The organism is Streptomyces sp. NPDC055013 (assembly GCF_053608645.1).
In genome coordinates this window covers 210,569-229,077 of sequence record NZ_JBSGVW010000009.1, presented here as the reverse complement: position 1 = coordinate 229,077, position 18,509 = coordinate 210,569, and the positions used below count along the sequence as shown (strand labels likewise).

The following is an 18,509-nucleotide window of genomic DNA, read 5'->3' as shown; positions in this document are numbered from 1 at the left end:
TACGACCGGTCAGCGGCGCCGTCGCATGAAGAACGCCCCGAACAGCGCGCCAATGATGCCCACGGCGAGTAGCGCCACCCACAGCGGCATCGTCACCACGGGGATCAGCAGCCGGATCTCGGTCTCCGCGGTGTTCTCGAAGATGAAGATCAGGGCGAGGACGACGAGCACCAGCACAGCGATCCGGGCCGGCGTCATTGCCCCGCGCACGCCACCCCGGCGCCCGTCGACCTTCCTGCCCCTCTCCGACGTCTTCGCGGTCATATGTCCAGGATGCTCCCCAATCCGTGATCACGCACCGTGAGAGCCCTTCACCTGCGCTCAGTCGAGCACCGGCAGCTGCAGCACCCCCGTGTCCTGGGGCGCGCTGACCACGGTCACCGGCTTGATCCCCCGGTTCCCGAAGTACGCACCGTCACTCGCCGCGATCACGAACCGCAGGCGGTGCCCCTTCTCGTACCGGTGCACGATGCCCGGCAGGGTCACCGTGAAGCTCTTCGTCACGTCCGGCACCCGCACCGGTGCCACCAGCCGGTGCACCAGCGTCCGGGTGCCGTCCGGCGCCACGTCGTACAGCTTGGCGAACAGCACGAGTTTGTCGGCGGCGTCCTGCGAGGTCTGCGTCCGCTCGGCCCTCGGGGAGACGACCTTGAGCGTGGCTCGGGGCGCGCCCACGACGTCGGTGGCGCGCGCGAGCGGCTCGCTGGTCCAGCCGAGGTAGGTGCCCGGAGTGTCGTACGGCGCCGGGTCCGGGATGCCGAGGAGTGCGGCGAGTGAACTCTCCGAGTGGCTGGTGGGGGTCAGCCAGTTGCTGTAGGTGCGGCTGCCGCGTGCCACCTTGCGCCGGTTGTCGACGAGTTTGCCGTCGCCGGAGAGATAGAGCGTCCGGCTGAGCGCGGGGACGCGGTCGGCGGTGGCGTAGGTGTGGTCGGGGTCGGTGATCCAGTCGCGGTGGTAGGCGAAGGCCGGGCCGGTGTCGACGTTCTTCTTCCCCAGGTACCGGTCGAACCAGGCGAGGATGCGCCGGCCGACGTAGCTGGTCTCCAGGTTGCCCTGGCCGAGGTCGAGTTCACCGGCGGCCGGGTCGGTGAGGCCGCCGCTGTGACCCCAGGCCTGCCAGATCATCTTCGTCGGTGTCCCCTGGCCCTTGAGGGTGTTGTACGTCGCCGTGGCCTCGTTGAGGTTGAAGAGGCTGTCGGCCTGGCCCTGGACGAGGAGGGTGGGTGCCTTGACGCGGCTCAGGTACGACACCGGGGAGACGCTGCGCGCGTAGGCGAGCAGCTCGGCGGTCCGCTCGGCCGGGTAGCGGCCGGAGTTGAGGGTGCGGATGGTGTCGCAGGCCTTGGTGACGAAGTGCAGGCAGGCCAGGGAGTTGATGCGGGAGGGGTCGAGTCCGGCTTCCAGCAGCGGCTGTCCCTCGCCCATGACGTAGAAGCCGTTGGCCCACTGCCATTTGAAGGCGCCGGGCACGCCGCCGCTGCCGACGGCGTTGTTCGGGTCGAGGGAGTAGGCGAGGTCGTTCCAGGTGATCATCGGCGCGAGCGCGTCGAGGCGCTGGTCGACGGCCGCGGCGGCCAGCTGGACGGCCCCGCCGTAGGAGCCGCCGGCCATGCCGACGCGCGGGTCGCCGGGGGCGTCGAGGGTGACGAAGTCCGCCTTCGTGCCGTCGTCGGCGGCGCGCTTGCCGCCCAGGAAGTCGATCAGCCGCGAGGCGGCGACGCCGTCGATGGTGGGGTCGTCGAGCGAGATCAGGCAGCCGGACTTGCCGAAGCCGAGGCCGGAGTAGATGAGGGAGACGTACCCGCGCTGGGCGAAGGCCTTTCCCATGGCGTCGGTCGAGCCGTCGGACTTGCTGCCGCCAAAGCCGTTGGTGGCGAGGACGGCGGGTGCGGGACGGGCGCGGTCCACGCCCGCGGGCCGGTACAGATCTGCGTCGACGGTGCAGGTGCGGCCGCCCGCCTGGACGGTGAACTTCAGGGCGGTGACGGTGTACCGGCCGCTCGCGGCGGCCGGAGCGGTGAGCGCGAGGGGTGCGGTGAGCGTGACGCCGAGGACGAGAGCGAGTGGGGCTCGGAATCTGGGCACGCGACGGGACACGGAGACCTCCACACTGAGGCACGCTGAGGACAGCCCGGCTTACCGACCAGTAAGTACTGGCCGGTTGCCATGGTGTGACACGTGTCAAGCGAGGTCAATCGCCGTGACGGGGGTTTCTTGACGGAGATTCAGTGAAACGCGCTCAGCGCAGAGCCGGCTCGTCGAGGGTCAACGTGCCTGCACCGGCGTCGAGTTCGGCGCCCACGCCGAGGGGGATCGTCAACGCCCCTTCACCGTGCCCGAACCCGAACTCCTCCACAACGGGCACACCGAGGCCACCCAGCCGGTCCAGGAGCAGCGCACGCACCCGCTCGTACGGCTCGCACTCCTGCCACGACCCGAGCAGCACGCCGCGCACGCCGTCGAACAGTCCGGCGCGCAGGAGTTGGGTGAGGTAGCGGTCGAGCCGGTACGTCTCCTCACCCACGTCCTCAAGGCACAGCAGACCGCCGCGTGCGGAGGTCCGGGCACACGGGGTCCCGATCTCGGCGGCGAGCAGGCTGAGACAGCCGCCGAGTGTGACTCCCCGCGCCCGGCCGGGGATCAGTGCGGAGCCGGTGGAGGCGATCGTACGCACGGATTCCGGCTCGAACAGCGTGGTCCGCAGGTGGTCCTGCGCCCGCGCGTTCTTGATGAAGTCGACGCCCGCGGCCATCGGTCCGTGCAGGGTGACCAGGCCCAGCCGGTTGGCGAACGCCTCGTGCAGCGCGGTGACGTCGCTGAAGCCGACGAACACCTTGGGTCCGGCCGCCCGCATCGCCTCCCAGTCGAGGAGCCCGACCAGGCGCTGCGCCCCGTAGCCGCCCCGGGCGCACAGCACGGCGTCGACGGCCGGATCGCACCAGGCGGTCTGCAGATCGGCGGCCCGGTCGGCGTCCGCGCCCGCCAGGTACGCCAGCTCCCCGTGCCGGTCGAGCACATGGGGTGCCACCACCGGGTCGAGACCCCAGCCGCGCAGCACGTCGAGGCCGGCCCGCAGCCGTTCCTCGGGAACGGGTCCGCTGGGTGCGACGACGGCCACGCGGGCGCCGGGGGCGATCCTGGAGGGGCGAAGGAGGGGGTTCACTTGGCGAGTTCCAGTCTGGGGACACCGGGCGGGTTGAGCCCGAACACCTGGGCATACAGGGATAGTTCGGACTCCAGGACGCGGATCATCGTCTCCGCGCGCCGGAATCCGTGGCCCTCCCCCTCGAAGGCGATGTAGGCGTGCGGCACCCGGCGCCCCTCCATGCGGGCGAGGAACCGCTCGCACTGGGTCGGCGGGCAGATCACGTCGTCGAGGCCCTGGAGCAGCAGGAAGGGCACGGTGAGGCGGTCGGCGTGCGCCGCGGGTGAGCGTTCCGCGTACCGTGCCGGCACCTCGGCGAGCGGTCCGATCAGGGATTCCAGGTACTGCGACTCCAGGTCGTGGGTCTCCCCGTCGCCCCAGCTCGCCAGGTCGAGGATGGGGTAGAGGATCGTGCCGCAGGCGTAGATGTCGGTGGTGGTGAGGGACGCGGCCGCGGTCCAGCCGCCCGCGCTGCCGCCGCGGATGGCGAGCCGGCCGCGGTCTGCGGTGCCCTCGTCGGCGAGGGCGAGCGCGACGGCCGCGCAGTCCTCTACGTCGACCACGCCCCACTGCTCGCGCAGCCGGTTGCGGTACTCCCTGCCGTACCCGGTGGAGCCGCCGTAGTTGACCTCGGCGACCCCGATACCGCGCGAGGTGAAGTAGGCGATCGACAGGTCGAGGACGAGGGGTGCACGGCCGGTGGGGCCGCCGTGCGCCCAGACGACGTACGGCGGCGGTGTGTCTCCGGGGGCCACGCAGCCGGGGTTGTGCGGCGGGTAGATGTGCGCGTGGATCCCGTCTCCGGCGGGGCCGGTGATGGTGCGGATCTGCGGCTCGGGGTAGTGGGCGGGGTCCACGGCGTCGTCGTGCTCGGCTCCGATGACCCGGGCCCGGCCCGTGCAGGTGTCGAGCTCCACCACCTCGTAGGCGCTGCGGGGACTGGCTCCGACGGCGACGACCCGCTCGCCGTACACCGCGAGGGTGGGCGCGAACTCGGTCCAGGGGCCGGCCGCGTCGACGACCTCGCCGGTCTCGGGGTCCAGTACGCCGAGGGCGGTCGAGCCGCGCCCGTGCACGACGGCGACGGGTCCGCTCGCCAGCGGGGCGAACCAGCGCAGGCCCGGCTTCCACAGCGGTCCGCCGAACTCCTCCTCGCGCGGGCAGAGCGGTTCGCCGTCGCGGTAGAGGTTCCACCAGCCGCTGCGGTCGCTGGCGTACAGCAGCCGGCCGTCGGCCGACCAGTCGGCCTGGGCGATCGACTCGTCCGGCCCCCCGGCGACGGTCCGCGGGGCGGCGAGCGTGCCGTCGGCGCCGATGTCGGCGACCAGCAGCTCCGTGCCGTCCCACGGCATCCGCGGATGGTCCCAGACGAGCCACGCCGCCCGCCGCCCGTCGGGTGAGATCCGCGCTCCGGTGATGAACCGGTGCCGGTCGTCGGTGAGTTCGCGTACGGCTTCCCGGCTGTCGGCCGCCGAGCCGTCCAGCGGGACGGCGGCCAGGACACGCCGCACGTCGGTGGGCCCCTCGCCGGTGAACTCCTCCAGCACGCACCACACTTCACCGAGGTCGAGCCGCAACTGCGGCTCCGCCCAGCGCAGTCCACCGCCCACCGAGGACACGGGCGTGATCGGACGCGGTTCGGCGCCCTCCTCGTACCGGTAGAGCCGCTGGTCGGCGAAGTCGACGAAGACGACGAGCGGCAGGCCGTCGGCCACCTCTCCGGCCCAGGGCTGTCCGCCGTACTCGACGACCCGGCTGCGCACGTTCCACGGAGCGGGCAGCACGGACTCCTCCGTGCCGTCGGCCCGGCGCCGCACCAGGGTGCGCCGCCCGCCCTCGGTCGGCCGCGGCTCGGTCCACCAGGCCTCGTCACCGACGAAGCCCACGTACTCGGGATGCCCGTCGTGGGTGGCGGCGAGAGCCGCGTCGATGGGTGAGGGCCACGAACCGTACGCCAGCGTCTGCACTGTCTCCCCCATCTCGCCTAGGCCGTACGCAGGAAGCGGTCGAGGACCCGGACGCCGAAGTGCAGCGCCTCGACCGGCACGCGCTCGTCGACGCCGTGGAACATGGCCCCGTAGTCGTACCCGTCCGGCAGCCTCAGCGGTGAGAAGCCGTAGCCGGTGATGCCGAGCCGAGAGAACTGCTTGGCGTCGGTGCCGCCGGGCATGCAGTACGGGACCGTGTGACCCTCGGGCGCGAACTCCTCGACGGCGGCGCGCATTCCGGCGTACGTCGGCGAGTCCACGGGTGACTGGAGGGCCACCTCCCGATGGTGGAACTCCCACTCCACGTCGGGCCCGGTGAGCTCGTCGACGGTCGCCCGGAACTCGTCCTCGAAGCCGGGCAGATACCGCCCGTCGACGTAGGCCACGGCCTCCCCCGGAATGACGTTGACCTTGTAACCCGCCTCCAGCATGGTCGGGTTGGCGCTGTTGCGGACGGTCGCCTCCACGAGCTGGGCCGCCGGGCCGAGCTTCTCCAGCAGGCCGTCCACGTCGTCCAGGTCTGCGTCGAGGCCGTACAGCGCGGCGAGTTCGGTGAGGGCGGCGCGCACGGTCGGGGTCAGCCGCAGCGGCCACTCGTGGGCGCCGATCCGGGTGACGGCGGCGGCGAGACGGCTCACCGCGTTCTCCCGGTTGGGCCGGGAGCCGTGCGCGGCCCGCCCGCGTGCCGTCAGTTTGATCCAGCCGGTGCCGCGCTCCCCCGCCGCGATCGGGTAGATCTGCCGGCCGCTGCCGTCGTGGAAGGTGAACGCGCCGGACTCGCCGATGCCCTCGGTGCAGCCCTCGAACAGCTCCGCATGCCGGTCCGCGAGAAATCCGGAGCCGTCCTGGGCGCTCGCCTCCTCGTCGGCGGTGAACGCGATCACGACGTCCCGCCGGGGGCGTACGCCCGCGCGGGCCCAGCCCCGGACCACGGCCAGGATCATCGCGTCCATGTTCTTCATGTCGACCGCGCCCCGGCCCCACACGACCCCGTCGCGGATCTCCCCGGAGAAGGGGTGCACGCTCCACTCGTCGGCCTGCGCGGGCACCACGTCCAGGTGTCCGTGGACGAGCAGCGCGTCCGCCGACGGGTCGGTGCCCTCGAAGCGGGCGACGACGTTCGTACGGCCCCTGGTGCGCTCCAGCAGGGTGGGCGCCAGGCCCGCCTCGGCCAGCTGCGCGGCGGCGTACTCGGCGGCGGGACGCTCCTGGCAGTCGCCGCCGCCGCGATTGGTCGTGTCGATGCGGATGAGGTCGGAGGTGAACGTCACGACCTCGTCCAGTGCCTGCCCGTCAGCCATACTGCTCCTCCACCGCGGCCGAGACGATCGTGGTGACCGCCTTGAAGGTACGGATTCCCTCGTACATGCGTTCGCTGGTGTACGCCACCTTGCGCTCACCGATCCGTTCGACACCGGGGACGACGGTGGCGGCCATCGCGAGGTGCTCGGCGTCGAACTCGACCGCGATGGTGAACGGACCCTCGCTCACCGGCTCCTGACGGACCGCCAGCCCGGCCGCCGCCTTGGCCGCCGCACGGATGTCGCCCGCGGTCCTGGTCGGCGTACGGCACACGGCCGCGTACCGCGAGACGTGGTCCTTGACGGCGACCTTCAGTGCTTCGGGTGCGTACCCGAGCGCGTCCTCGCAGGCCACGTCGTCGCCGGTGACGAGCACGACGGGCACGCCGTACTCGGCGACGACGTGCGCGTTCAGCAGCCCCTCACTCGCCCGTACGTCATTCAGCCACACCCCGGTGATGGAGTTCGCGAGGTAGGTGTGGGCGAGGACGCCCTCCATGCCGGCGCCCGCGTGGTAGCCGACGAAGGCGATGCCGTCCACGTCGCCGTGCTGCACGCCCTCGACCATGGACAGCGTCTTGTGCCGCCCGGTGAGCATCTCCGCGCGCTCGTCGAGCCGTTCGAGCAGCAGGTTGCGCATGGTCCAGTGGGCCTCGTTGATGACGACGGCGTCGGCACCCCCGTCGAAGAATCCCAGCACGGCGGCGTTGACGTCCGACGTGAACATCCCCCGGCACCGCTCCCACTCAGGCGTCCCCGGCAGCACGTCGGCCGGCCAGGTCACTCCGGTGGCGCCCTCCATGTCGGCGCTGATGAGGAGTCTCATGCTGCTTCACGTTACGCGTCGGCGAGGCAACTTCCTACGAGACAGCAGGACGCCGGCCCAGCCGATCAGGAAGTGGGCAACGGGAAAGTGGCGACCGGATCGCTGGTGGGGTGGGAGGAACCCGCGCTCGGCTCGACGGTGACGGCGAGTGCGGCGGCGGCGCCGGGCGGGGGAAGGGTCGCGGACTGCAGGCCGGCCTTGGCGGCGAGGAGCCCGGCGGAGCGGACTGCGTCGCCGGGGTCGACGTACCACATCTGGTAGGTCTTGTCCGCGGGCAGGGGGGCCAGGTCCTGGCAGAAGTAGACGGCCTCGTTCAGGTCCCGTGAAACCGCCACGGTGCCGGATCCGCCGTAGGCCAGGTCCTTCCTGACGAAGGTGGTGTCGGGAGCCGCGAGGAGCCGGCCGAGGTCGGCGGCCTGGCTGCGGGCCTCCTGGCGGGTGTCCCGCGCCTCCTGGTGCTGCCAGGCCGCCAGCCCGCCGAGCGCGGCGGCCGCGGCCAGACTGGCGGCCAGCGCGAGGTGCATCAGAGGGGGCGTGGATCGTCGGAAGCGGCGCCCCTTCGCGGGGCCGGGGAGCCTCGGCGGGAGCTGGGGGGTCCGGGCCACCTCGGCGAGGACGCGGTCCTTCAGACCCTGCGGCGGCGTGCGGGCTGCCGCGAGCGCCAGCCGGCCCGCGGCCTCCTGATGACGGAGCGTCTCCTGGACGCAGTCGGCGCAGTCGGCGAGATGGCGGCGGAAGGCCTCCCGTTCCTCCTGGGTGAGGGCGTTCACCGCATAGGCACCCACGAGGTCGTGTGCATCGTGCGATTCGGCTGTCATCACGGCGGAGCTCCCAGGCAGTGCCGCAGACGGGTCAGAGCCCTGCGCAGACGGCTCTTGACGGTGCCGAGCGGCAGGGACAGCCTCGAAGCGATCTCGGTATGGGTCAGGCCCTCGTAGTAAGCGAGCACCACCGGCTGCCGCAGCTCGGTGCTGAGCTCCTTCAGGCACGAGCGGACCTGTTCGCATTCCCCGAGCGCCTCCACGGCGTCCACGACGTCGTCGAAGGCCGGCGTCGCCTCGTGCTGGGAGACGGCGCGCTCGCGCTCGGCGGACCTTTGCAGCGTGCGGACGCTGTCCACGGCGCGGTGGTGAGCGATTGTCAGCATCCAGGTCATGGCGTGCCCGCTCTCCGGCCGGTAGCGCGGCGCGCTCTGCCAGACCTCGAGCATGACCTCCTGGGTGACCTCCTCGGCGCGCGCGGGGTCCTGCAGGACCCGGCACGCGATTCCGTAGATCGGCCCGGCGGCCGCGTCGTACAACCGGGAGAACGCGTCCTGGCTGCCCGCAGCGACGGAAACCAACAGGCGATCGGTCTCGGATGTACCGATGCGCCGGGCCCCGGATGCCTCCCGCTTGGCCACACCCTCTCCCACCTGTGTAAATGCCCCGATCCATCATGTTCAGTTCACCCACCCTCTCTTTAAGTGTCCGAGTCCCGGCCGTCGTCCGCATCCCGCAGTGGAGCGGGGCGGGCGACCCGCGAACCGGCGGCGACCTGGCCACCGGGGTGGAGCACGTCATCGCCGTAGAGGGCCTGGACCCAGTTGGCCTGGTAGACGGTCTCGAGGTAGCGCTCCCCCAGGTCAGGGGCGATCGCCACCGCGGTCAGACCGTCCGGCTCGTGCGCGGCCAGCCAGCGTGTGGCGCCGCTGACGACGGTGCCGGTGGAGCCGCCGAAGAGGAATCCGCGTCTGGCCATGCGGTGGCAGGCGCGGATGGTGTCCGCCTCCTCGACGTGCACCGCCTCGTCGACGTAGGACTCGTCGAGCAGGGGCGGGCTCACGCTCATGCCCAGGCCGGGAAGCATGCGGCGGCCCGGGGTCCCGCCGAAGGTCACCGAGCCGGCGCTGTCCACCGCCACGATGCGGACCGGCCGGTGCCACTGCCGGAAGAAGCGGGCGCAGCCCATCAGTGTCCCGGTGGTGCCGGCCCCGACGAACAGGACGTCCAGTCCCGGGAACGAGCGGGCGATGGCCGGTGCCGTCCTGCGGTAGTGCGCTCTCCAGTTGCCCGGGTTGGTGTACTGGCTGAGCCATATGTACCGGTCGTCGAGGGCGGACAGTGCGCGAACGTAGTCGAGCCGCGCCCGGAGGAAGCCGCCGTCGGCACTCGGCTCGGTGACCACGTGCACCTGGGCGCCCAGCGCCTCCATCACCAGCCTGGTCGACAGGTTGCAGCGGGAGTCCGTCACGCACAGGAACCGGTAGCCCTTGCTCGCGGCGATCATGCTGAGGGCCACGCCCATGTTGCCCGACGAGGACTCCAGCAGGACCGACCGCGGCGTCAGGACCCCTGCCTGTTCGGCAGCCTCCACCATCTCGGTGGCGGGCTTCAGCTTGATCGAGCCGGCGAAGTTGAAGCCCTCGCACTTCAGGTAGAGCCTGTGCCCCAGTGTCGGCTGGAGGTCGACGTAGAGATCCTCCTCGTTGAAGGTGTACGGGGCGGATATGACTGACACGATGGCCTCCGCGGATTGAAGAGCAAACGGAGCCGGACGGTGGTCATCCGTACCGGCTCAACTCATGGAAGAAGCCGTCCACGACATGCAGCTCGCCGGAGCCCGCCACCTCGTCGTAGACGTACTTGCCGACTGCCAGATCGAGCACTCCGAGACCGAAGGGCGAGAACACCACCGTCCGGTCCGCCGACGGCGATACGCGTGCGGCCATCACGTCCGCCAGCGTCCCCGTCACGAAGTCGCGGTTGCCGGTGAGCTGTTCGGCCAGGTGGACGGAGGTGTCCGCCCTCAGACAGTGCTCGACGTCGTCGACGATGTTGTCCGAGGCGAGCACGACCTCAGGGGCCAGGTCGCGCAGCGACACGTGCAGCACGAGCGGACGGTGTGCGAACCACGACGGATCGTGGACGTGCGGCCGGGCGGCGACCGTGGCGAACACGACCAGGTCGCTCCGGCGTATCAACTGCTCGGCGCTGTCGTGCAGGACGATCCAGCCGGCGGCGCCGGACTGCTCCAGGTAACAGCGGAACCCGGCGGCGCTGTCGGCGGACACGTCGTGCACACCGATGGTGTCGAACGACCAGCCGGTACCGGCCAGGAAGGTGTGGATGTAGCGGGCGATCAGGCCCGTCCCGATGAAACCGACGCGTGTCGGGCGCCCTCGGTCACGGCTGAGTCGGTCCGCCGCAAGGGCCGCCGACGCGGCCGTCCTCGTGGCGCTGATGATCGAGGCTTCCATGCAGACGAACGGGTAGCCGGTGTGGCGGTCGTTGAGGATGAGCACCGCCGAGGCCCTGGGAATGCCGGCCGCGACGTTCTGCGGAAAGCTGGAGATCCACTTCAGGCCGTCCACCCCTGCCTCCCCGCCGATCGAGGCGGGCAGGGCGATGATCCGGGACGACGGGCGGTCGGGGAAGCGCAGGAAGTGGGACGGCGGGTTCACCGAATCACCGGCGTCGTGCAGCCGGTAGGTTTCCTCGACCACCTCCACGATCTGTTTCTCGCGCCCTTGCAGCGCTTGCTGGACCTGGCCGCCCGACACGATCGCGAACGGCGGCACGGCGGCGGGCCCGGACGGTTCGGACTCCCAGGTGCCGGAACGGGTGGTGGTCATGGGGTGATCACCTCCACGGTCGGCGAGCAGTCGGCCAGGCGCACCGCGTCCGCCATCGCGACGAGCACCTCGCGCGGCCCCTCGTACGGCTCCCTGCTGTGGGCGGTGCGGACGTTGTCGACGAGCATCAGGTCGCCGGCCTGCCACGGCTCGCGCACGGTGTGGGACTGATAGACCTCGTTCAGCAGCTGCACGGTGTCCTCGCCGATCGGTGCGCCGTCCCCGTAGCGGGTGTTGAACGGCAGCCCGTCGGCACCGTAGATGTCGACCAGGTACTCACGAATCTCGGGGGCCAGGGTCCACTCGTTGAGGAACGCGATCTGGTTGAACCAGCAGCGCCGGCCGGTGACCGGGTGCCGCACCACGGCGCTGCGGCGCTGCCAGGTCCGCAGTCCGCCGTCGGGTTGCCACTCGAACTCGATCGCGGCCGCGCGGCAGTAGCTCTCGACCGCACCGTGGTCCTCACTGCCGAAGGCATCGGTCAGGGACGCCCCGATCTCCTCGTTGTAGTTGCGGGTGAGCAGCCAGCCCTCCCTCAGGAACCGCTCGACGAGATCGGTGGGCAGCGCGCCCAGCACGGTGGGTGCGTCGGCGAGCGCGGTGGCCCCGCCGGCGTCGGGGGCGCCGAGGCAGGCGAACAGCATCAGGCCGGGGAACTCCAGGGTGTAACTGAGTTCATGGTGCATGCACATCGGCTGGTGCGGCGGCCACTTGGACGAGGAGTACACGCCGTCGGCGTACCTCCGCCGGGACGCGAAGGCCTCCTTCTCGCTCATCAGACCGGCGCCCAGCCGTCGGAAGACGGCGGCGGTCCCGGCCTGGTCGCCCAGTCCGAGGCCACGGACCAGGACCGAACCGTGCTCGGCCACGACGGCCCGTACCGCGTCCCGGTGCTCGGCGGCCCAACTCGCCGCGTCGCCGGTGGAGTCGGCGCGCAGGATCGGGGGTTTGCCGGGCCGAAGGTCCACGTCGAGCATCGGCACAGGGGGCGAGGTCGGCATCTCGGTCTCCTTTCGGTCGTGGTTCAAGAGGAAGCCGGTGGTGCGGGGCCGACGCCGGCCGCGGGGGCCGTGGGCGCGGCGGCTCGGGATCTGCTGGTGACGAGGCGGGCCAGGTCGGCCAGGACCGGGTGGCGCGCGAGGTCCTTGACGTCCACCGCACGGTCCAGGGCGATCGCGAGCCGCACCGCCGCGAGGGAGGTGCCGCCACGGTCGAAGAAGTGGTCGTGCCGGCGGATCGTGTGCTCCGGTACGGCGAGCACCTGAGCCCACAGGGCGGCCAGCCGCCGTTCGGTCGGCGTGCGGGGGGTGTCGCGGCCCTCCTCTGCGATGTCGGGCCCGGTGCCGGCGGATCCGATGTCCGGCGTCACGGCGCTGAGCTGCGCGGCGAGCGCGGTCAGTGACTTCCTGTCGACCTTGCCGTTGGCGGTGACGGGCAGGCTCTCCCGCCAGTGGAACTCCGAGGGGACCATGTACTCGGGCAGCGACCGGGCCAGCCGGTCCCTGAGGGCGGCGTCCTCGAGCGGGCGGTCACCGGAGTAGAAGGCCACCAGGCGCCCGCCCTGGCCGGCCCCCTCGACGGCCACCACCGCACCGTCGCGGACCCCGGGGGCCCGCAGCATGGCGCTCTCGACCTCGCCGATCTCGATCCGGAAGCCGCGGATCTTGACCTGGGTGTCCTGGCGGCCGAGGAACTCCAGCCTGCCCCCGGTCACCCAGCGGCCGTAGTCGCCGCCCCGGTAGAGCCGTCGGCCCGCGTGGTGCGGATCCGGCAGGAAGGCCTGCCGGGTGCGCTCGGGGTCGTTGACGTAGCCGCGGCCGACGCAGACCCCGGAGAAGACGATCGCGCCAGGGGCGCCGAGCGGCACCGGGGACAGGTGCTCGTCGACGACATGGACGTGCACGTTGCTGATGGGCGAGCCGAGCGAGATCCGTCCGTTGTCCGGCGCCCGGTCCATCACCTCGTGGTTGGTGTCGTCCGAGGTCTCGGTCAGCCCGTACGCGTTGACCAGCCTGATGCCGGGCTCGGCCGCGAACCAGCGCTGCACGAGCTCCCATTTCAGCGCCTCGCCGGTGACCGACACGCAGCGCAGGTCCGGCAGCGCGCGCGGGTGCCGCTCCAGGTAGGCCACGACCGCGTCGAGGTACGACGGCACGACCTGGAGGACGCCGACCCCGCCGCGGGCGATCGTGTCGACGAACCGCGGCACGTCCAGGATGGCGTCCTGTTCGACGAGCAGCGTCCGTCCGCCGACCAGCAACGCGGAAGCCAGTTGCCACAGCGAGATGTCGAAGCACTGGGGCGCGGTCTGGGCGACCACCTGCCCCTCGCCGATCCCCAGGTCGTCGATCTTGGCGTAGAGGTGGTTGAGCATGCCCGCGTGCTCGCACATGGCTCCCTTGGGCTCGCCGGTGGAGCCGGACGTGAAGTAGATGTAGGCGAGTTGGTCCGGTGCGACGCCGACGTCGAGGTCGGAGTCCGCATGGCCCTCCGCGTAAGCAGCGTCGACCGACAGCGCCCGGACCGCGGGCAGCGCGTCGAGGGCCCCGTCGAGCATGGCGGTGCTGCCCGGCTCGGTCAGCACGAGCCGGCAACCGGCACGAGTGAGCATGGTCGTGATGCGGTCGGCCGGGAAGTGCGGCTCGACGGGCAGGTACACCCCGCCGCCCTTGAGAACCGCCAGGACGGCGGCCGCCCAGTCCAGGTTCCGCTCCATCACCACCGCGACGACGCCTTCGCGGCCCAGTCCCCGGGCCAGCAGGGCCCGCGCCAGCCGGTTGGCCCGCGCGTTCAGTTCCCGGTAGGTCCACCGCTGGTCGCCGTGTACGGCCGCCATGGCGGCCGGGTGCGCCCTGACGCGTTGTTCGAAGAGCTCGTGGAAACGGTGGTCGGGCAGCTCACGGCGGGGTCCGGCGAGTCCTTCGAGCTGGAAGCGGCGCTCCTCGGCGGAGAGCAGGCTCTGCCGGTCGTGCGCGGCGTCCGGATCGGCGGCGATCAGGGTGAGAGCGGTGAGGTGGTAGCCGACGATCCTCGCGGCGCAGTCGGCGTCGAGCGCGTCGGTCCGGTACCGCAGCCGCAGTGTGGGCCGCTCGCCGGGGCGCGGTGTCTCCAGCCGCAGCACGGCGTTCTCGGCGAGTTCGCCGCCGTCGCCGACCGGATCGAACTCGGCCTCGCTGGACGGTCCGGGCAGGCCCGACTCACGCCGGAGCCCGTTGACGGGGAAGTCCTTGTGCAGCAGCAGTTCCGACTCGGCCCGGTGGGCGTGGAGCACCAGCGTCCGCCACGAGCCGGGTTCGACGGTCAGCCGGCAGGGCAGCGGCCGGCCGGCCGGTACGGCGACGTAGCCGGTCGTGACCTCGCGTTCGCCGGAGAGAGCTGCGAGGACCTTGGCGTGCGCGGCCAGCAGCACCGAGCGCGGGGGTACCGCCAGATCGTTCGCGAGGCGGCTCAGCGCGTCCGCCGCATCCTCGGGAAGCGTCGCCTCGTGCTCGGCAACGCCGGTCACCGGGTCGGGGGTCCACCGTGGGACCGTGGTGACCCCGCCGGCGGCGAGCACGCCCTGCCAGAACGCCCGGCCGGCCGCCGCGGTCGCTGTCGTGGACGTCATGGATGTCATGGGGCCGACCTCGTCTCGTCCTCGCTGTACGAGCGGATCGGCCGGGCCGGATTCCCGCCCCACCGGTCCTCCTGCGGGACCGTCTCGCCCTTCATCAGGAAGGAGTCCGGGGCGAGCACCGCACCGTCGCCCACCGTCACGCCGTAGTGGACGAAAGCGCCGACCCCGAGGGTGCAGCCGGAGCCGATCGTGCTCCGGTCGGACTTGAAGGCGCCGTCCTCCTGCGAGTGGCACTGGATCACGCTGCCCAGGTTGAGCGTGCAGCCGTCCCCGATGGCGGCCATGGCCCGTTCCGTCAGGAAACAGCCGTCGTCGAAGACCATGCGGCCGAGCCGCACCCCCAGCAACCGCCATACCACGTTCTTGAACGGGGTGCCGTTGAGCATCCTCACGTACGTCTCCGACGGCACCTTCCAGTAGCGCTCGTGCTGCCAGAAGTCCCTGGTGTAGATCGAGCAGAACAGGGGCTTCAGGGGACAGACCGCCGTGACGACGCGTTCGAGCAGCACGAAGTACGCGATGGTGAACGGCACGACGAGGATGTCGGCCAGCATGATCCCCGTCACGCCGAGCGGCCCGTACATCTCCGCGGCTGCTGTGACGAGCAGGATGAGTGCGAAGGCAAAGATCCAACGCGACAGCAGGTACCACGCCATGGTGGCGACGTTGTGCCTGTTCTTGGCGGCAAGGCCGTGCCGCAGTTCCTCATCGCCCTTGAGCCGGTCGAACGTGCTGTCCCGCAGAACCGAACGCGGAATCTCGAAGCTGGGCGAGCCCAGCAGCCCGACCCCCTCGCGGACCTCCCCGTCGACCGGCACCATCACCTTCGTCGCGAGCAGGCAGTTGTCGCCGGTCCTGCCCCGCGTGGGGTACGCGATCCGGTTCCCGAGGAAGTTGCGCGGCCCGATCGACACCCGGGACACCCGGAAGGCGGTACTGGAGAAGTCGGCGTTCATGATCGACAGGCCGTCGGCGATCATCGTGCCGCGCCCGACGAAGCTCAGATAGGGCGTCTCGTGCTTCATCTCGGTGCCGAAGTTCGACCCGGTCTGATGGACGCGGGAGAGGTCGTACCCGAGGCTGCGCAGGTAGTGGACGATGGCGGAGCTGTCACCGAACAGGCGCTTAAGGAAGCGCCAGTTGGTCAGAAGCGTGATCGTCCGGTGCGCCTCGAAGCGGAAGCCGTACAGACGGTAGGTCCTGCCCGGCTTGATGGCCAGGCTGAGCAGCCGGGGCAAGGCGGTCAGGACGAGGAGACCGGCGGGCACGGCGCCGAAGACGAGCACGAAGGACATCGCCAGGGCTTCGAGGTAGAACGTCCCGTCGGCGAAGACCGCGGGTCCCGGCTCCAGAGCCGTGCTGAGCTGGGGGACCTCGACGAGCAGCGCGGCCACACCGCCGACCGCCAGGGGTATGTACACGACCAGCGCGAGCAGCAGCTGCAGCACGCTGTGGGTCGCCCTGCGCACCGCACCGCAGCGGAGCTGCCCGACCACCTGGTAGTCCACGTCGGTCCGTTGGGCCGGGGACCCGTGCCAGTGCTCGCCATCGGGCACCGCCTGCCCGCGGTGCAGCGAGGAGGCGTGTCCGAGCTGGGCCCCGTCGCCCAGCGCCGTGTCGATGTCGAGGACGGTGGCCTCGCTGACCAGCACGTTCCTGCCGAGGGTGACGGGGCCCGTCTGGATCTGTCCGGCGTGTGCCCGGTAGCAGGAGAAGAACGAGTCCTTGCGGACGACCGCGCCGTCACCGATGGTGAGCAGGTCGGTGCACACGGGCACGTTCCGGGAGAGGACGACGGCGCCCCGCCCGACCTTCGCGCCCAGTGCCCTGAGGTAGAGCAGGTAGAGCGGGGAGCCGCTGAACAGCACCATCGGGTCCGCCCGCACCAGCGTCTTGACGATCCAGAAGCGGACGTACCTGACGCTCCAGACGGGGATGTGCTGAGGCTTCCAGCGGCCCACGAAGGTCCACTTCACAAGGACGGGGAGGACACACAGGACCAGGAAGGCCGCGCCCCCGAACACGAGCGAGCGCAGGTACACATCGAGTACGCCCGACCCTCCGGAGATCCACCCGTACCCCAGGGCGGTGCCGAAGGCGAGTAGGTAGGCGTACGCCAGGAAGGCCAGGAACTGCAGGGCGCCGCACAGGACGTACTGCCGCTTGCCCGCCGCGGACCTGACCGGCTCCGGGGCCGGCGACTCCGGCGCCGGGGCCACGGCCGCGGGCTCCGCCAGAGGCACCGGCTCGGCATCCGCGAGCGCCGTCGCCAGGCTCCTGATCGTCGGGTGCCGATAGACGTCCCTCATCGACACCGACGGCAGATCAGCGCGCTTCCTGACACGTGCGCAGAAGTGCGCCATCACCAGCGAGTCGGCACCCAGGTCGTCGAAGAAGTGCCCCTCGACCGGCACCTGCTCGGTCCGCACGACCTCGGCCAGCACCGCGGCGAGGGTTCTCTCGATGGCGGCCGGTTCACCGCACCCGTCCAGCAGAGCCGTGGATTCCTCCATGCACTTGATTCGGCGCCGATACGCGGACAGATCACCCTATTCGCAAACTTTTAATACTCGATCCGCGTTCGATTACCCAGGGTGTGCATGTGGTTGCGGAGTCGGTGGACCGCCCAGCCCTGCCATGCGGCGGCCGAACGCTGCTTTCACGCCCCCTGGGCGCGCTTGTCAGCCACCCTGTGCGGGCACTACTGTCACCACGCCTTGGTGAACGGGAAATCCGGTGTGATGCCGGTGCGGCCCTCGCCACTGTGAATCGGGAAGTCCGGCTCCGGCCCTCACGGGCAGCCACTGGGTCCTTCGGGACCCGGGAAGGCGGAGCACGGGCGGTGGTACCCGTCAGCCAGGAGACCGGTCAAGGCACGTCAACCATCCACGAGGTGCTGGAGAGGGTCTGCTGAGCCATGCACATAGCCGAGGGTTTCCTCCCGCCGGCGCACGCGGTCGCCTGGGGCGTCGCGTCCGCTCCGTTCGTCGTCCACGGAGTCCGTTCGCTCACCCGTGAGGTCAGGGAGCACCCCGAGAGCACGCTGCTGCTCGGCGCCTCCGGAGCCTTCACGTTCGTCCTGTCCGCACTGAAGCTGCCCTCGGTGACCGGGAGCTGCTCGCATCCCACCGGGACCGGGCTGGGCGCCATTCTCTTCCGGCCACCGATCATGGCGGTCCTCGGCACCATCACGCTGCTCTTCCAGGCGCTGCTGCTCGCGCACGGCGGCCTGACCACGCTCGGCGCCAACGTCTTCTCGATGGCGATCGTCGGCCCCTGGGCCGGATACGCGATCTACAAACTGCTGCGCCGCTACGACGTGCCGCTGATGGTGGCGGTGTTCTTCGGGGCGTTCGTCGCCGACCTGTCCACCTACTGCGTCACCAGCGTCCAGCTGGCGCTCGCGTTCCCCGACCCGAGCAGCGGATTCCTCGGCGCACTCGGCAAGTTCGGCTCCATCTTCGCCGTCACCCAGATCCCCCTCGCGGTGAGCGAGGGACTGCTCACGGTGCTCGTGATGCGGCTGCTGGTGCAGTCCAGCAAGGGCGAGCTGACCCGGCTGGGCGTGCTCCTCACCAAGAAGCAGTCCCGGACCGAGACCGAGACCGAGGCGGTGGCCCGATGAGCAGGCGTCCGATGAGCAAGAACACGAAGATCAACGGCCTGCTGCTGCTCGTCGTGGCCGCGCTCGCGGTCCTGCCGCTCGCTTTCGGCCTCGGCGACCACAAGGAGGAGCCCTTCGCGGGCGCCGACGCCGAGGCGGAGACCGCGATCACCGAGATCAAGCCGGACTACGAGCCCTGGTTCTCGCCGCTGTACGAGCCGCCGTCCGGTGAGATCGAGTCGGCACTGTTCGCCCTTCAGGCCGCCCTCGGCGCCGGTGTCCTCGCCTACTACTTCGGCGTGCACCGCGGCAGGCGGCAGGGCGAGCAGCGAGCGCTGGAGCGGTCGGGGGACGCCGAGAGCGCGTCCGCCGGCACCGCGACCGCCGAGGAGTCCACGGCCGAAAGGGCCTGATCC

Annotated in this window: 15 protein-coding genes and 1 riboswitch; of the genes, 2 read left to right on the top strand and 13 right to left on the bottom strand. The window is 71.0% G+C overall.

Going from position 1 to position 18,509, the window contains the following annotated elements:
* Nucleotides 1–9 precede the first annotated feature (9 nt).
* From ACWGDB_RS14725 to ACWGDB_RS14665, 13 genes are all read right to left on the bottom strand, one after another.
* Nucleotides 10–264, bottom strand: a complete 255-nt coding sequence (locus ACWGDB_RS14725) for a DUF1049 domain-containing protein (RefSeq protein ID WP_453822777.1) — start codon at nt 262–264, stop codon at nt 10–12.
* 57 nt (nt 265–321) lie between these two features.
* Nucleotides 322–2,097, bottom strand: a complete 1,776-nt coding sequence (locus tag ACWGDB_RS14720; RefSeq protein WP_453822776.1) for a CocE/NonD family hydrolase — start codon at nt 2,095–2,097, stop codon at nt 322–324.
* 142 nt (nt 2,098–2,239) lie between these two features.
* Nucleotides 2,240–3,163 carry a S66 peptidase family protein gene (locus tag ACWGDB_RS14715; protein WP_453822775.1) on the bottom strand — a complete coding sequence of 308 codons (924 nt, stop codon included), beginning with the start codon at nt 3,161–3,163 and terminating at the stop codon, nt 2,240–2,242.
* Entirely contained in the window at nt 3,160–5,124 is a 1,965-nt protein-coding gene (locus ACWGDB_RS14710) for a dipeptidyl-peptidase 5 (RefSeq protein ID WP_453822774.1), read from the bottom strand. The genes ACWGDB_RS14715 and ACWGDB_RS14710 overlap by 4 nt, the downstream gene beginning before the upstream one ends.
* Before the next feature lie 5 nt (nt 5,125–5,129).
* On the bottom strand, nt 5,130–6,434 hold the full coding sequence (locus tag ACWGDB_RS14705) for a M20/M25/M40 family metallo-hydrolase (RefSeq protein WP_453822773.1): 1,305 nt from the start codon (nt 6,432–6,434) through the stop codon (nt 5,130–5,132).
* Complete coding sequence (locus ACWGDB_RS14700) at nt 6,427–7,260, bottom strand: M55 family metallopeptidase (protein WP_453822772.1); 834 nt, start codon at nt 7,258–7,260, stop codon at nt 6,427–6,429. The genes ACWGDB_RS14705 and ACWGDB_RS14700 overlap by 8 nt, the downstream gene beginning before the upstream one ends.
* A 65-nt stretch (nt 7,261–7,325) precedes the next feature.
* The gene (locus ACWGDB_RS14695) at nt 7,326–8,078 is read right to left on the bottom strand and encodes an anti-sigma factor (RefSeq protein WP_453822771.1); all 753 of its coding nucleotides are present in this window, start codon (nt 8,076–8,078) and stop codon (nt 7,326–7,328) included.
* Nucleotides 8,078–8,662 (bottom strand): ECF RNA polymerase sigma factor SigK, encoded by a 585-nt coding sequence (sigK, locus tag ACWGDB_RS14690; protein ID WP_451169822.1) that lies wholly within the window; start codon nt 8,660–8,662, stop codon nt 8,078–8,080. The genes ACWGDB_RS14695 and sigK overlap by 1 nt, the downstream gene beginning before the upstream one ends.
* Nucleotides 8,663–8,721: 59 nt before the next feature.
* Entirely contained in the window at nt 8,722–9,759 is a 1,038-nt protein-coding gene (sbnA, locus tag ACWGDB_RS14685; RefSeq protein WP_453822770.1) for a 2,3-diaminopropionate biosynthesis protein SbnA, read from the bottom strand.
* A 43-nt stretch (nt 9,760–9,802) separates the two neighbouring features.
* Nucleotides 9,803–10,873, bottom strand: a complete 1,071-nt coding sequence (sbnB, locus tag ACWGDB_RS14680) for a 2,3-diaminopropionate biosynthesis protein SbnB (RefSeq protein ID WP_453822769.1) — start codon at nt 10,871–10,873, stop codon at nt 9,803–9,805.
* Nucleotides 10,870–11,874 (bottom strand): TauD/TfdA family dioxygenase, encoded by a 1,005-nt coding sequence (locus tag ACWGDB_RS14675; RefSeq protein WP_453822768.1) that lies wholly within the window; start codon nt 11,872–11,874, stop codon nt 10,870–10,872. Before ACWGDB_RS14675 ends, sbnB begins: the two co-directional genes overlap by 4 nt.
* Nucleotides 11,875–11,897: 23 nt before the next feature.
* Nucleotides 11,898–14,480 (bottom strand): non-ribosomal peptide synthetase, encoded by a 2,583-nt coding sequence (locus tag ACWGDB_RS14670; protein WP_453822767.1) that lies wholly within the window; start codon nt 14,478–14,480, stop codon nt 11,898–11,900.
* Nucleotides 14,481–14,485: 5 nt separating this feature from the next.
* The gene (locus ACWGDB_RS14665; RefSeq protein WP_453822766.1) at nt 14,486–17,002 is read right to left on the bottom strand and encodes a Pls/PosA family non-ribosomal peptide synthetase; all 2,517 of its coding nucleotides are present in this window, start codon (nt 17,000–17,002) and stop codon (nt 14,486–14,488) included.
* Nucleotides 17,003–17,190: 188 nt separating this feature from the next.
* A riboswitch (cobalamin riboswitch) is annotated at nt 17,191–17,376 on the top strand.
* A gap of 30 nt (nt 17,377–17,406) precedes the next feature.
* Here ACWGDB_RS14665 and ACWGDB_RS14660 point away from each other — a divergent pair.
* Both ACWGDB_RS14660 and ACWGDB_RS14655 read left to right on the top strand, forming a co-directional pair.
* The gene (locus ACWGDB_RS14660) at nt 17,407–18,114 is read left to right on the top strand and encodes an energy-coupling factor ABC transporter permease (RefSeq protein ID WP_453822765.1); all 708 of its coding nucleotides are present in this window, start codon (nt 17,407–17,409) and stop codon (nt 18,112–18,114) included.
* An 11-nt stretch (nt 18,115–18,125) separates the two neighbouring features.
* Entirely contained in the window at nt 18,126–18,506 is a 381-nt protein-coding gene (locus ACWGDB_RS14655; RefSeq protein ID WP_453822764.1) for an energy-coupling factor ABC transporter substrate-binding protein, read from the top strand.
* The last annotated feature ends 3 nt before the right edge of the window (nt 18,507–18,509 follow it).